The following is a 12,961-nucleotide window of genomic DNA, read 5'->3' as shown; positions in this document are numbered from 1 at the left end:
TTGTTGACATGTTCAAAAATATATCATATAGTAAAATAAAAGATATGAGTACAGTGTTATAGTACCCATATCTAAAACTTATCATAGAAAGCGAATTTACAGAAATTATTTTATACCCTCGGTTACCCCTACTTCAATATATAACAATATTATTTTCCTGTTCCTGATTAATTAAATCATTAGAAATTATTAATGCTTCTTTCCTATTATTTGCTGGTGCTGATATTATTAATCCATCTACAGTATTCCAATGTGTAGTAGATTTATTAATATTATCAGTTTCATAAACACAAATAATTATTTTCTCTAAATTTTTACTTATATAAATTAAACCATATGAATAGAAATAATTATTTATCCAATAATCTATAGATCCTTTTCCGCTTTTATCCCATATAATTTTAACATTAGGAAGTTTGCTATCATTAATATATATTGTCCCTTTAAACTTATTCTTTGCAAACCAGTTCTTATTGTATTGTCCTTCTAACTTAACAGTTATAGACTCTTCATATTTTGAATTTCCAGCCCTATACATTATACCATTATAAACTTTACTATAATTTTGGGGAGCAAAGCAATTAATATATAATATAATTAATATTATAACTATGCTACTTAGAATATATTTTATATATTTTTTCATTGACATACCTCCATAAACAAATATTAAGTTTAAATATATTATTTTTTTAATGTATATTTACTGTATATTACATTCATATAAATATATATTCATATACTTTCTTAGATAAGCTAGGTACCCAATAATTTTACTATTTATGAGCATATTATTTCAGTTGATTTATTTTTAAGTCCCTTTTTCGCTATAAAAAATAGCCTCATATATTTTTATCTTATCATAGAAAGCAATTTTTTTCATATTTAGAGAGCTTTTTTTACACACTCTATTTACTTTTTTCACTAAATACATTGTAGATTGTTGGCTTATTATTATTAACTAAAACAATCTTTATTGAGTTTACTTTGTAATTATCATATGTTAAATAAACGAATCGCTTATCATCAATACGACTTATCATACTAGTCGATTTACTATAAAATTCATTATTATCATCTAAATACTCACATAAAAATATATTTGCCTTTTTAGCTTCAAAAGCTTCTACACTAATTTCTTTAATTACTTTATCTGGTACATTAAAACTATAATACTTTTCAAAAGGTTCACTAGCGTAATTGATAAATGTAAGAAGTATTTCATTCCCGTCTTTGGTTGCATATGCCCAAGGTTTAATATCTTTAAATGTTTTGTCTGAAAAATATTTGTTTTTGAAGGAGATTATATCCAATGATAAAGTAACGTTCTTATCAATTAAATCATAAATATATATACCTCCACTTTCAAAAATCACTTTATTTTCATCAGAAAATAGCAACCTTGGCAACTCAGAACCAATCATTTGATTTTTTAAATCATTTGAATCTATTTGATTTATAGTTAATTTATTATGCTGGTTATTTAATATAAAAACAATTGATATGAATAGGATAACAATAAGTAATATCCAGACACTTTTATTTTTTTTCATTTTTTTCCTCCTGATGTGTTATAACTAATAAATACATCAATAGTAAGGTTACATTATTTTTTTAATTCATTTTTATGTATATAGCTTAATTTGTCGAATGCTTTCTTTTCAGCTATAGAACTATAGTATTGATTTAAGAAGTTTTTACCGAGTTGAATATATTCTTTAAGTAACTTATCGTCTTTAACTATTTCATCAGATTTGGTATCAGTTGATTCCATAGCTAATACAGTATTTGCAAAAATCATTGTCAAGTATAAAATAATTGCTAATATTTTTTTTTATTATAACAAACAGCTTCATGTTTATCTGTCGAAATATGTAATAGCTTAAAAAATATTTATTAATTATATTTGAACTTAGAGATGTAGAATCTAGGTATAAGGATGAAATATTGAATTTATTTGTGTAAATGAATAAACTTTATTATTGATGGGTTATATTACCTGAAATGATTATCAAGTTAAAACAAGGTGTTGGTAGACTTATAAGAAGTGAAACAGATACAGGGGTTACATCAATATTAGACAGTAGAATGAATGTTGAAAAGCATTGAATATTTTAAATTAAGCTGATATGATTAAGATTATAATAATTGTAATTATAAAGAAGTAAGCTGATGAAAATTTTTATAGGTAGGATATATTCAACAATAAGTAGATTGGGAGCTTATTTACATATTAACTAGCACTTAGACTTCAATTTTACTTTTAAAATAGAATGAAAGGTAGTAATTTTGTGTCAGGGAACTTTCTATCTTTTTATATAGTATAGTAAATAAAGAGTTTATAAATTATAGGTTAGGTGAGGTGGAATATGAAAATTAAACATATTTATGTAGGAGTCTTGTTATTAATAATTATACTAGTATTATTATATTTTCAAAATATAAAAAATAACAGACAAATAAAAAGTGATGAAATTCAAGAAATAACTATAGAATACGGACCAGAATCATTTACTATTGGAGATAAAAGTGTAATAAAAGATATAATTGATTACTTAAATATTAAAGAGTGGAAAATTGTTAGAAACTGGTGTTTAGAATTAGCACCATCGTTTTATATGTCACTGTATTATTCAGATAATAATGAATTTATACTAGGGTTCTTAGAAGACGAAGATATAACTTATTGCAAGTTTAAAAATAGATATTATAAGCTAAGTATTAAATACTCTGATTTAAACAATTATTTAAATAAAATACTTGAAGAATAAATTTATTATATGTGTGTTAATCTTTTCTGGGATGATAGAGATTTAACAGCAGAACAAATATATGATATAGCTATGGACTATAAACCATTAATTCTATGATAATACAACAAAAATTTATATTTAACGGAGACCAACTATGAAATTAGAACTAAATGAACTTCAGCAATGGATATACGATCTTATTTATAATAATAACAGTATTTATAAATTTGAAGATTGGATTTACTATAACGATAATATAATGACATATGTATCTTATGAGGACTATATAGATTTGATATCTATAAACTATGAAGATAAGTATGCTAGAGAAAATCTACTTAGGATTATTGACCAATATGTAGATTATGGAGTTTTTGAATCAATTAACTTAATAAGATTGCTAGGAAAATGCTTAGATAAAAATTTGAACTTTGGTCAGTTAGCTCATATATACCAAGAATTTTATTATATGTATTGCAAAGGATATACTTTCTTAGATGAGTTAGCTATAACTTATGGAGTAACATGCGTTGTACCACCAAGTAAATTTAATTCAGATTATTGGGATGAATTAAATGATACTGAAAAAGAAGAAATCATTGATAGTTTTTATCCAGAGGTAAAAGTGTATATTGAGAATACAATAGAGTTAATTGTTGAAGAAAAAATAGTACTGACAGGATGTAAGAATGAATTGGATAGATGGATATTTGATGATAATAGGTAATTGTTGTTATAAAATTAAGCTCACATAATTAAAAAGATATTTTTCAACAGATTGGAGTAAATCATGAAAAAATACCAAATAAAAAGACGTATAAAAATAGCACTGGATACTCTTAGGGTAAATGATAATTACCTTCTTAAAAATGATGTCAGTGAAAGAAGTATAGCTCATAGATTAGCACTATACCTAGAGAATACATTTGGAAAAGAGTTTAATGTAGATTGTGAATATAACAAAGATATTGAACAAGTAAGTGGTGGCAAAAAAATAATGATACTTGAAGATATATGGAGAGAATATCACAAAAGCATTAACAGTAATGAAGATATAATAGAGGATGCGGATATTCTAATAGAAAAAAGTGTTATACCTGATATTATTGTACATAAAAGAGGAAGAAACGATAAGAATCTCATTGCAATTGAGATAAAAAAGTCTTCCAGCAGAGTAAATGAAAACTATGACTTTGAGAAATTAAAGGCGTATACAAATACTGAAAATAATCTTCACTATGAATACGGTATATTCATCAAATTTTATGTCAATCAAAATAGGTATAGCGAACCTAAAATAGTATATTTCCAAAAGGGGAAACAAATAGACTAAATAGCAAGATTAAATAAAGTATAATAAAAAACTTCAGCCAGACAAGCTGAGGTTTTTTTACGCCTATAATCAATAATAATAGTTGTTATTCCAATTACTTATAATCAGAAGATGAGTAAACATATATAAAATTATCAGTTATCATGCTATCGTAGCAGGACTATTTATTGTACCAATCTTTATAATAAATCGTGACTGTGACTTGAATGAAGAGGGTGGAGAAGATGAAGATAAAAGAAACTGACAAAGCATTGTTAAATTTAGAAGAATTCTGTACATATTTAGGAATAGGTAAAACCAAGGCTAGAGAATTATTAAAAAATCCTATGTGTACTTATGTAATACGGATTGGAAATAGACTGTATGCAAATAAAAGAAAATTGGACAAATGGATTGATATAAATTCTGGTAATTTGTAATTGACGAAACATTGAAATCTGAGCTGGTAGTGGGTTATAATAGAAAAATAAATTATATAACCCATTAAAAGTTCTTTTTGGAAGGAGCTTATTATGGGTAAAGATATAAATGGTAAAGAACTAGGGACTGGTATTAGCCAAAGAAAAGACGGTAGATATGTTGGACGTTTTACCAATCGTTTTGGTAGAAGACCAGAGGTGAAAAGCAGAAGTTTAAAAGAACTTAAGGTTCTTCTTAATGCTGCTATATATGAAGATTTAAATAAATTGAATCATGCTGATGATAAGATGACTTTGGATGAATGGTTTGAGAAGTGGATGAAGAACTATAAAAATCAAACTATTTGTGCTAACACTAAAAGCCACTACATATCAATTTATGAAAAGCATATTTCATCACCCTTAGGAAAAAAGAAAATGCTTAATATTACACAACTTAAGATATTAGAGATCTTGAATAATTTAGATTCTAAAGGATATCAGTATGAGACACGTAATAAGGTAAGAATTCTGTTACAGGATATGTTTGATAAAGCTATGATTAATGAAATTGTTTCAAAAAATCCAGCAAAAGGTATCAAAATGAAAACCAAGGAAAAGGCAGAACCAAAAGTATTAACTCCTGAAGAACAGGCAAGTTTTTTTGAATGCAGTAAGGGATCATTTTATGACAATCTATTTACGGTAGCGATATCCACTGGATTAAGACCTGGTGAAGCCTGTGGTCTGACACTTGATGACATTGACTTTGATGAAATGCTTATTGATGTTAATAAGACATTGGTTTATCAAAAATTTGAAGGAGATAAAAAGAAGATGTTTCACTTTGATCCTCCCAAAACCAAGTCTAGTAAAAGGCAAGTTCCAATGAATCAAAAGTGTGCTCTTGCTTTAAAGAAACAAATTATGCAAAGAAATGTGATTATGGCAAGACGAACAACAAAGCCAGTAAAAGGTTTTGAAAAACTATTATTTACAACAAAGTTTGGTACACCTCTTAATGCACAGGTTTATGGTCAAGCTGTTCGAAAGATTATTGACGAAATTAATTTGCTACGTGATGAACTTGAACAAATGGATTACTTTTCACCTCACTGCTTTAGACATTCTTTTGCAACAAGGTGTTTTGAAGCAGGGATTAAACCTAAAACAGTTCAGAAATACCTTGGACATGCAACACTACAAATGACGATGGATTTATATACTCATGTGTTAGTAGAGCATTCTCAAGAAGAGATGATAAAACTTGAAAAAGTTCTAGATGATACAATGGATGTCTCCGAATCTATGATTGATGATCAGTACAAAAAATTCACTGAGAAAGAAGAGCAAAACAACTGTGTTTATCTGTTTAAGGCAAATTAGTTGGTGTCTAAAATAGTGTTGGTGTCAAAATTGGTGTCAGGTAACCATATTTTGGTGTCGTGTGACTTGAAAGCCTTTAATTACAAGGGATAGAGTTTTAGAAATTTTGAATTTCTACATTCTTATTATGTTTATCAGCAAACACCATACCTTATGGATGAGATTGGTGAGGAAAGCTAGGTTTTACGAGGGTTACAGCGATTATTGAAACTCGTAAAGTATCGTAAGTTATCGTAGCTTGTGGTGTTGAATTGATGCCATTTGGTGTCAAAAATTTTAATATATTTGATTAATATTTTATGATATCGAACTATAATGGTTATATAATTATAGTGAAAATTGATGTGAAAAACGAGAACTCTGGTAATTATCAGTTACTCTAGTTTTTTTTATTATTATAAATTGTCATGAAAATCCATAGCAAAAATTCTCAGAATATTTTTATTTGACAAAAATGATATGCAGTGATAAAATTATGGAAATAAACAATAAAGGCGAAGAAGAGAAGTAGTAAATATACTTGTATTGTTCAGAGAGAAGATGGGTGGTGCGAATCTTCACAATCAATATATTGAAGCAGTCTCGGAGCCTTGAACCGAAATAATAGTAGGCTTCAACGGAAATCCACCGTTATCATAGGATAGAGTATCGGTAATATGAGTTGCCTGTACTTGATGAGTGTAGAGATTATCTCTGAATTTAGGTGGTACCACGAATTAAGAATTCGCCCTAAGCTATTAAAGCTTAGGGTTTTTTAATGTAATCTTATAAGAAAGGATGATGGTTATGACAGCAAATGAATTAAGAAAACTTTATGTATCATATTACAAAGAAAGGGGACATAAGTTAGCCGCAGCTACATCTTTAGTGCCTGAAAATGATGCAAGTGTATTATATACAACAGCTGGCATGCAACCACTTGTTCCTTATCTTTTAGAAAAAGAGCATCCATTAGGGAAACGTCTTGTGAATGTACAAAGATGTGTAAGAACAGGAGATATAGAGGAGGTAGGTGATGATTATCACTTAACTGTCTTTGAAATGCTAGGAAACTGGTCTTTAGGTGATTATTTTAAAAAAGAGGCAATTACTATGAGTTTTGAATTTCTTACAGAGAAACTTAATATACCTGTTTCTAGCCTTGCAGTAACTGTTTACAAAGGAAATGATAAAGTGCCATATGATGCTGAAGCTACTCAGACATGGTTAGAGCTAGGATTAAGTAAAGAACAGATTTTTTATTATGGAGATGATGAAAACTGGTGGGGACCGGCTGGAGAAACAGGTCCATGTGGTCCTGATTCAGAAATGTTCTATGTAAATGATTTACCTGATTGTAGTGAGGAGTGTGGACCAGCCTGTAGTTGTGGAAAGTATGTTGAATTGGGGAATAATGTTTTTATGGCATATAACAAAGATAAAGATGGAAATCTTACTGAATTAAAGCAAAAGAACGTTGATGTGGGTTTAGGATTTGAAAGATTATTGATCCTAGCAAATAATCTACAAAATGTATATGAAACAGATTTATTTGTTCCATTAATCAATAAATGGAAGAAATAAGTGAGGTATCATATGATAAAAGCAATGAAAAGACTTATAGAATCATATGTGAACATACTAGGGCTGCTGTATTTATTCTTGCTGATCCAAAGAATATTGTTCCATCAAATTCAGAGCAAGGTTATATACTTAGACGACTTATTCGACGTACTATTCGCATGATTCATAAGTTAGGTGTTAAAAAGAATATATTACCTGAATTAGCGCAAGAAGTTATTGAAATATATGGAGAAGCATATACTGAGGTTAAGTTATGCAGAGAAACTATCATTGAAGAGTTAAAAAAGGAATATGATAAATTCAATAAAACTCTTCAAAGTGGATTGAAAATGGCAAACAAATATTTTGGGAAATTACAAGTTGGTGAATGTTTGAACGGTCAACAAGCTTTTAAATTATACGATACCTATGGTTTCCCTATTGAATTTACATTAGAACTAGCAGGGGAAAAAGAAATCATTGTTGACGTAGAGGGGTTTAAAGCAAAGTTTGAAGAGCACCAGGAGAAATCCAGAAGTGGAGCTGCAGGGAAATTCAAAGGAGGGTTGGCAGAACATAATCGTAACAGTGTTAGACTACACACAGCAACGCATTTGCTCAATAGTGCTCTTCGTCAAGTTCTAGGAGATTCGGTTTTTCAAAGAGGAAGCCACATCAATTCTGAACGACTAAGATTTGATTTTTCTTTTCATAGAAAGTTATCTGAAGAAGAGATAGGTCAGGTAGAAATCATTGTTAATAAGGCGATTAATGAGAGTATTGATATTAATTGTATGGAAATGAATGTAAAAGATGCTAAAGAAAGTGGAGCAATAGGAATCTTTGAATCAAAATATGGTGACATTGTTAAAGTTTATGATATTCCAGGATATTCATTAGAAATATGTGGTGGACCACATGTTTCTAATACAGCTGAACTTGGGTATTTTAAAATAATTAAAGAGCAAAGTTCTTCTTTAGGTGTAAGAAGAATAAAAGCTATTGTTGATTTGGATTAAGGTAATAACTGAAGGAGAATAAATACGTAAGGAATTTATAAATAAACTGTCAAAAAAAGCTCTTGAGGAATTTATTTACACTCATGGGCTTTTGTTTTAAAATGTGATGATGTAGGCAAAAAGCTAATGAAACAAATTATAAATGGATACTTATTTATAATGAAGGTGATAATATAAAAAAATCAGATATACCGTATAGAAAAATATAGTTGCATTAAAAATGCACATAAATCATTGGCCTATTCCCGAGAAATTTTTTACTCATTATACATTCTCCTTTTTTGTTCTTTAATTAAAAATATCCCAAAACTTCTAATGCTTACTATACCTAGATTCTAGCTCAGAATAAATTTGTCTTTAATAATGACTAAATGGTGAAGAATCTTTGCATTTACGCCTATATTATAGTACTTTACACAACAATTTACAAAATATTATTTGACGTTTATGATGAGATTTGTATTCTTACATGACTAACAGACCTCATTGATATTCCTAGATCATCATAATTTATATTTATTACTTTGTCTACCGTACTTATTCCTTGCTTTTCTTTTAGCATTGAAATATAATTTGGTTATAGATTCAAAAAATTTATCCTGATCTTCTTCTGATAATGTACCACCTGCAAAAATAGCAGCAGTTTTTTCAATAAGTTGTTCAGCTTCTTTTTTTCCTTTGTATCCAAAATTGTCTTTAGCATAATTTATGATAGTACTTTCTTCTTCAGGCATAATTTTTACGTCAATTTCGTCCATTATATAATCAGTGGTTACATTAAATATTTCGGCTAATCCCTTAATAACTTTAATATCTTTAGGAAATAGATTACCTTTTTCATAATTATATATTGTTCTTGTAGAGACTCCAAGTTTCGAAGCTAAATCTGATTGTGTTAATTTATTTTCTGCTCTTAGGTTTCTGACTTTATTGCCAAAACTCATATATATTCCTCCGTTCATAGCAATTAATTTCTTATTTATCCTTGATAAACAAGAATCATTATTTCAAAATTAGAAATATGATTCTTATTTTATAGTATAATAGAAATTAGTTTCTGTCAAGATAAAGCACTAGAAACGGAGATATTCATATGACGCGTATATATCGTCAAAATCATACAAATATACTAGAGTGAGGTAATAAGAAAATGATAGATTATTTAGCAATATCTAGGTCAACATATTTTCGTGAAAAAAGATACAGTAAATTTATTTGAAATAATATAATGGGGTTATTTAATAACTTAATTATATAAGAATTTAAAAAAGTTTAATTAATAACATACTAGAATGAGACTAGATTTAGTCTCTGTTGCATCCAATGTTACAGAGATGTCAAACAATTGGTTGTTTTTACTTTTATTGTAAAGTTACTAATAATATATTAGATAAGAAAAAATTTATACAAGATAATAAAAGACATTGAGTATTTTAAACGAAACTGATATGATTAAGATTATAATAATTGTAATTGTAAAGAAGTAAGCTAATGAAAATCTTTATAGGTAGGATATGATTCAACAATAAGTAGATTGAGAGCTTATTTACATATTAACTAACATTATACATACAATTTTAGTTTTAATAGAATAAAAGCTAGTAATTTTGTGTCAGGAAATTTTAATCTATCTTTATCTTTTAATAATAGTTTATTAATAAAGAGTTTATAAATTATAGGTTTGGTGAGGTATAAGATGAAAAATATTCATATTTATGTAGGAGTCTTGGTATTAATAATTATACTAGCATTAGTATATTTTCATAATATAAAAAATGATGAACAAATAATTAAAAGTGATGAAATTCAAAAAATAACTATAGAACACGGACCAGAATCATTTACTGCTGGAGATAAAAGTGTAATAAAAGATATAATTGATTACTTAGATATTAAAGAGTGGAAAACTGTTAAAAATTGGCGTTTAGAATTAGCTCCATCATTTTATATGATACTGCATTATTCAGATAATAATGAATCTATACTAGGGTTTTTAGAAGACGAAGAGATAGCATATTGCAAGTTTAAAAATCGATATTATAAGTTAAGTATTAAATATTCTTATTTAAAAAATTATTTAAATAAACTACTTGAAGAATAAAAGGATTGAATAGAAGATTGTTTGCTAAATTCTCCATAAGTTAACCTCAAAGAAGGTGATTTTAATATGAGGTTGAATTTAGGATAAAGGAAAAACAATAAAATGGGAGGAATTTAAAAAAATGAGTAAATACGATGATGCAATCAAACTAATGGAAGAGCGTTGTGGAAATGGTAAAGAAGTAATTATTGCACTTGCGACAATATCATTATCTACGAACGCTGCCGGTAATCCCCGTCCTGCTGTCCGCATGGTTTGCGCTTATTATGAAGACGGTGTATTTTATGTTTCCACAGACGTAAAAAAAAATAAAACTTTGCAAATTGAGAAGAACAACGAGGTTTCTGTAGGCGGGTTGGATTGGTATGCTTTCCAGGGCACGGCTGAAAATCTCGGTTGGGTAAAGGACGAGAAGAATGCGAAAATCAGAGCAGAGTTCAAAAAAATCTTTGATTGGTTTGATGAGGTTGGCGATGAGGACAATCCGGACTCAATCGTCTTGCGTGTCACACTTACAGAAGGTACCATTATTGACAATGAAAGAAAATACGGTGAACAGAAGTATGAAATTGATTTTATTAATAAAGTGGTAACCTAAGTTATGTCCAGCAATAAAAGCCAGTTGTATTACTACCTTGTTCATAAACAAAGAAAATGTTGCGTAACTTGGATTAACTATAAAATATTATTTGTGATTTGGAGGGTTTCTATTGAATTCTAATAATATATCATCAATAACTCAACTATTAAAAAAAATGAAACTAGAAAAAGAGGTAGTATACAACGGAGGAAAATATAAAAATTATAACTGTGAATTTAGGAAACCTGCAAGGATAGAAGATATAGAAACTTTTGAAAATGATACAGGTTGTCTATTGCCCCAAGATTATAAAGAGCTGCTATTGTTTTCTGATGGTATGGCTTTTTTAATTAATGGGGAACTTGACTTGCTAAGTCTTGAAGAAATGAAAGATCTTATAGGAGCAAATAATTATAGGGAAGGAATATTTACGATTGGAGTTATTTTAGATGATTATATCATAGTCAATAGTAATGAAATAAAAACCCAAAAATATCTATATGTAGGAGATCAATATTCACTAAATGAATTTATGTGTTTTGAATATGATTTTTCAACTTTCTTAGAGTATTATATTTCTTTAAATTATCAAAACTATTGGAGATATTCACTAAATCCAAAACTATATGATTTTGCTGAAATTCTTTATTGAGAGTTATACATTTCATCAGATCTAAGAAGTAGAAATTTAGTTTTTTTAATATAATGAGAGGTATAACACATGACGAGAAATATTTCAATATAGCAGATTATATATTAAGATGGAGTTAGTAGAAATAATGGCATAAAAGTGAGTTGGTTTCTTATATGTATGTCCTGATTTAAATATGATAAGGAGGAACGTATTGATGTATTTGTCACTAAATACATCATACAAGTATAGTATGATTATTAATAACTTTTCAATCAAAGAGATTCCCATAGTATTGACAGAACTTACAATACCTCAAAGTTATTATCATTTAATAGATAACGCAGTAATTTACTGTAATAAACTTGATGAATTAGGCTATAAATATACCAATCAATTATTAGAGATTCAAAACAACCATAACAGATTAGAAGAATTATGCCAAAAGACTAGCATTCAATTCACTTATCTACAATCATTAATAAAATTACTAGCTTTTAATCAATACAAACCATTTCCTATAAAGAAAATAGAGAGTTTAAGTAAGAAAGAGATTAATAAGTTTTTGAATAAGGGTTATAAAAAATCAGATCAGATTCTTCTAATAGGGAAAACAAAAGAAGATAGAAAAAAGGTAGCGAAAGAAGTTGGAGTTCCAGTAGATTGTGTAACAAAGCTCATAAAAATGGCAGATCTTATGAGATTACCAGGAGTCAAGTATATTAGAGCAAATCTCTATTATGAAGCAGGACTTGATTATGTGCAAAAATTTATAGGATTAGATTTGGATAAAACAAGAGAGTATCTAACAGCTTTTGTAAAGGATACGCATGTTGCTAAGATGGCACCATTAAAGAAAGAGTTAGCAACCCATATTATGTGGTCACAAATATATCCTATTCAAGTTGAGTTTGAATAAGAGGTAAGATATCGTACAGAAAGGAAATACCATTAGAGGAAATCCATAATGTTATAATAAAAATATAAATTAATGACTAAATCATCTTTTCATGTTAATATACTTTTATCTAGATATTTCGAGAAAACTCCCTCCTCTAACTAGGAGGGAGATGAATCGGAACGGTTTTTATTCTTTAACTCCTGCTTGAGAGCGAATATATTTCTCAATCATTTCTATTGTTGCTCCTCCAGTTGTTAAAATGCAATAACTTCTACTCCAAAATACGGGTTTACAGTAATATTCTTTTAAATATTCAC

The 12,961-nt window shown here is 28.2% G+C and carries 16 protein-coding genes, 1 pseudogene and 1 other annotated feature; of the genes and pseudogenes, 12 read left to right on the top strand and 5 right to left on the bottom strand.

The window, feature by feature from the left end; all coding sequences use genetic code 11:
* Window positions 1–133 precede the first annotated feature (133 nt).
* The 3 genes from QMG30_RS19300 to QMG30_RS19290 all read right to left on the bottom strand — a co-directional run bounded on the left by QMG30_RS19300 (window position 134) and on the right by QMG30_RS19290 (window position 1,807).
* A complete protein-coding gene (locus QMG30_RS19300) occupies window positions 134–646 on the bottom strand; it encodes a hypothetical protein (protein WP_281818278.1) in 513 nt (170 codons plus the stop codon).
* Between the two features lie 262 nt (window positions 647–908).
* Window positions 909–1,553, bottom strand: coding sequence for a hypothetical protein (locus tag QMG30_RS19295; RefSeq protein WP_281818275.1), 645 nt, complete (start codon window positions 1,551–1,553; stop codon window positions 909–911).
* Between the two features lie 53 nt (window positions 1,554–1,606).
* The gene (locus QMG30_RS19290; RefSeq protein WP_281818272.1) at window positions 1,607–1,807 is read right to left on the bottom strand and encodes a hypothetical protein; all 201 of its coding nucleotides are present in this window, start codon (window positions 1,805–1,807) and stop codon (window positions 1,607–1,609) included.
* Between the two features lie 197 nt (window positions 1,808–2,004).
* On the opposite strand from QMG30_RS19290, the gene QMG30_RS19285 reads away from it, so the two are divergent.
* The 8 genes and pseudogenes from QMG30_RS19285 (at window position 2,005) to QMG30_RS25175 (ending at window position 8,431) form a co-directional block, all read left to right on the top strand.
* Window positions 2,005–2,109, top strand: a complete 105-nt coding sequence (locus tag QMG30_RS19285) for a helicase C-terminal domain-containing protein (protein WP_281818271.1) — start codon at window positions 2,005–2,007, stop codon at window positions 2,107–2,109.
* Between the two features lie 260 nt (window positions 2,110–2,369).
* Window positions 2,370–2,771, top strand: coding sequence for a hypothetical protein (locus QMG30_RS19280; RefSeq protein WP_281818269.1), 402 nt, complete (start codon window positions 2,370–2,372; stop codon window positions 2,769–2,771).
* Window positions 2,772–2,907: 136 nt separating this feature from the next.
* A complete protein-coding gene (locus tag QMG30_RS19275) occupies window positions 2,908–3,480 on the top strand; it encodes a hypothetical protein (RefSeq protein ID WP_281818267.1) in 573 nt (190 codons plus the stop codon).
* A gap of 63 nt (window positions 3,481–3,543) precedes the next feature.
* Window positions 3,544–4,086, top strand: a complete 543-nt coding sequence (locus QMG30_RS19270; protein ID WP_281818266.1) for a hypothetical protein — start codon at window positions 3,544–3,546, stop codon at window positions 4,084–4,086.
* 224 nt (window positions 4,087–4,310) lie between these two features.
* Window positions 4,311–4,505, top strand: a complete 195-nt coding sequence (locus QMG30_RS19265; protein ID WP_281818264.1) for an excisionase — start codon at window positions 4,311–4,313, stop codon at window positions 4,503–4,505.
* A gap of 93 nt (window positions 4,506–4,598) precedes the next feature.
* Entirely contained in the window at window positions 4,599–5,870 is a 1,272-nt protein-coding gene (locus tag QMG30_RS19260; protein ID WP_281818263.1) for a site-specific integrase, read from the top strand.
* A 488-nt stretch (window positions 5,871–6,358) separates the two neighbouring features.
* Window positions 6,359–6,605, top strand: a binding site (T-box leader).
* Window positions 6,606–6,647: 42 nt separating this feature from the next.
* Window positions 6,648–7,927, top strand: a pseudogene (locus QMG30_RS25180) (alanine--tRNA ligase); the annotation flags it as partial.
* 279 nt (window positions 7,928–8,206) lie between these two features.
* On the top strand, window positions 8,207–8,431 hold the full coding sequence (locus tag QMG30_RS25175) for a hypothetical protein (RefSeq protein WP_309298658.1): 225 nt from the start codon (window positions 8,207–8,209) through the stop codon (window positions 8,429–8,431).
* A 503-nt stretch (window positions 8,432–8,934) separates the two neighbouring features.
* Here the strand turns inward: QMG30_RS25175 and QMG30_RS19245 are convergent.
* Window positions 8,935–9,375, bottom strand: a complete 441-nt coding sequence (locus QMG30_RS19245; RefSeq protein ID WP_281818261.1) for a helix-turn-helix domain-containing protein — start codon at window positions 9,373–9,375, stop codon at window positions 8,935–8,937.
* Window positions 9,376–10,127: 752 nt separating this feature from the next.
* Here QMG30_RS19245 and QMG30_RS19240 point away from each other — a divergent pair.
* From QMG30_RS19240 to QMG30_RS19225, 4 genes are all read left to right on the top strand, one after another.
* Window positions 10,128–10,532, top strand: a complete 405-nt coding sequence (locus QMG30_RS19240) for a hypothetical protein (RefSeq protein ID WP_281818259.1) — start codon at window positions 10,128–10,130, stop codon at window positions 10,530–10,532.
* Window positions 10,533–10,653: 121 nt separating this feature from the next.
* Window positions 10,654–11,130: a pyridoxamine 5'-phosphate oxidase family protein gene (locus QMG30_RS19235; protein WP_281818258.1), complete on the top strand. Its 477-nt coding sequence runs from the start codon at window positions 10,654–10,656 to the stop codon at window positions 11,128–11,130.
* Window positions 11,131–11,242: 112 nt separating this feature from the next.
* Window positions 11,243–11,764, top strand: coding sequence for an SMI1/KNR4 family protein (locus tag QMG30_RS19230; RefSeq protein ID WP_281818256.1), 522 nt, complete (start codon window positions 11,243–11,245; stop codon window positions 11,762–11,764).
* 196 nt (window positions 11,765–11,960) lie between these two features.
* On the top strand, window positions 11,961–12,662 hold the full coding sequence (locus QMG30_RS19225) for a DUF4332 domain-containing protein (RefSeq protein WP_281818255.1): 702 nt from the start codon (window positions 11,961–11,963) through the stop codon (window positions 12,660–12,662).
* Between the two features lie 168 nt (window positions 12,663–12,830).
* On the opposite strand, the gene QMG30_RS19220 is transcribed toward QMG30_RS19225, so the two are convergent.
* A partial coding sequence (locus QMG30_RS19220) for a transposase (protein ID WP_281818449.1) occupies window positions 12,831–12,961 on the bottom strand: 131 nt, incomplete at its 5' end.

Origin of the sequence: Vallitalea longa (assembly GCF_027923465.1) — a bacterium.
GTDB lineage: Bacteria > Bacillota > Clostridia > Lachnospirales > Vallitaleaceae > Vallitalea > Vallitalea longa.
This window is presented reverse-complemented; position numbering and strand designations above follow the sequence as displayed.

Coding starts and splice junctions, on each gene's coding strand:
- QMG30_RS25175 (WP_309298658.1), top strand. CDS start 8,207: ATGGAAATGAATGTAAAAGATGCTAAAGAAAGTGGAGCAATAGGAATC.
- QMG30_RS19225 (WP_281818255.1), top strand. CDS start 11,961: ATGTATTTGTCACTAAATACATCATACAAGTATAGTATGATTATTAAT.
- QMG30_RS19275 (WP_281818267.1), top strand. CDS start 2,908: ATGAAATTAGAACTAAATGAACTTCAGCAATGGATATACGATCTTATT.
- QMG30_RS19265 (WP_281818264.1), top strand. CDS start 4,311: ATGAAGATAAAAGAAACTGACAAAGCATTGTTAAATTTAGAAGAATTC.
- QMG30_RS19280 (WP_281818269.1), top strand. CDS start 2,370: ATGAAAATTAAACATATTTATGTAGGAGTCTTGTTATTAATAATTATA.
- QMG30_RS19270 (WP_281818266.1), top strand. CDS start 3,544: ATGAAAAAATACCAAATAAAAAGACGTATAAAAATAGCACTGGATACT.
- QMG30_RS19240 (WP_281818259.1), top strand. CDS start 10,128: ATGAAAAATATTCATATTTATGTAGGAGTCTTGGTATTAATAATTATA.
- QMG30_RS19285 (WP_281818271.1), top strand. CDS start 2,005: ATGATTATCAAGTTAAAACAAGGTGTTGGTAGACTTATAAGAAGTGAA.
- QMG30_RS19295 (WP_281818275.1), bottom strand. CDS start 1,553: ATGAAAAAAAATAAAAGTGTCTGGATATTACTTATTGTTATCCTATTC.
- QMG30_RS19260 (WP_281818263.1), top strand. CDS start 4,599: ATGGGTAAAGATATAAATGGTAAAGAACTAGGGACTGGTATTAGCCAA.
- QMG30_RS19245 (WP_281818261.1), bottom strand. CDS start 9,375: ATGAGTTTTGGCAATAAAGTCAGAAACCTAAGAGCAGAAAATAAATTA.
- QMG30_RS19235 (WP_281818258.1), top strand. CDS start 10,654: ATGAGTAAATACGATGATGCAATCAAACTAATGGAAGAGCGTTGTGGA.
- QMG30_RS19300 (WP_281818278.1), bottom strand. CDS start 646: ATGAAAAAATATATAAAATATATTCTAAGTAGCATAGTTATAATATTA.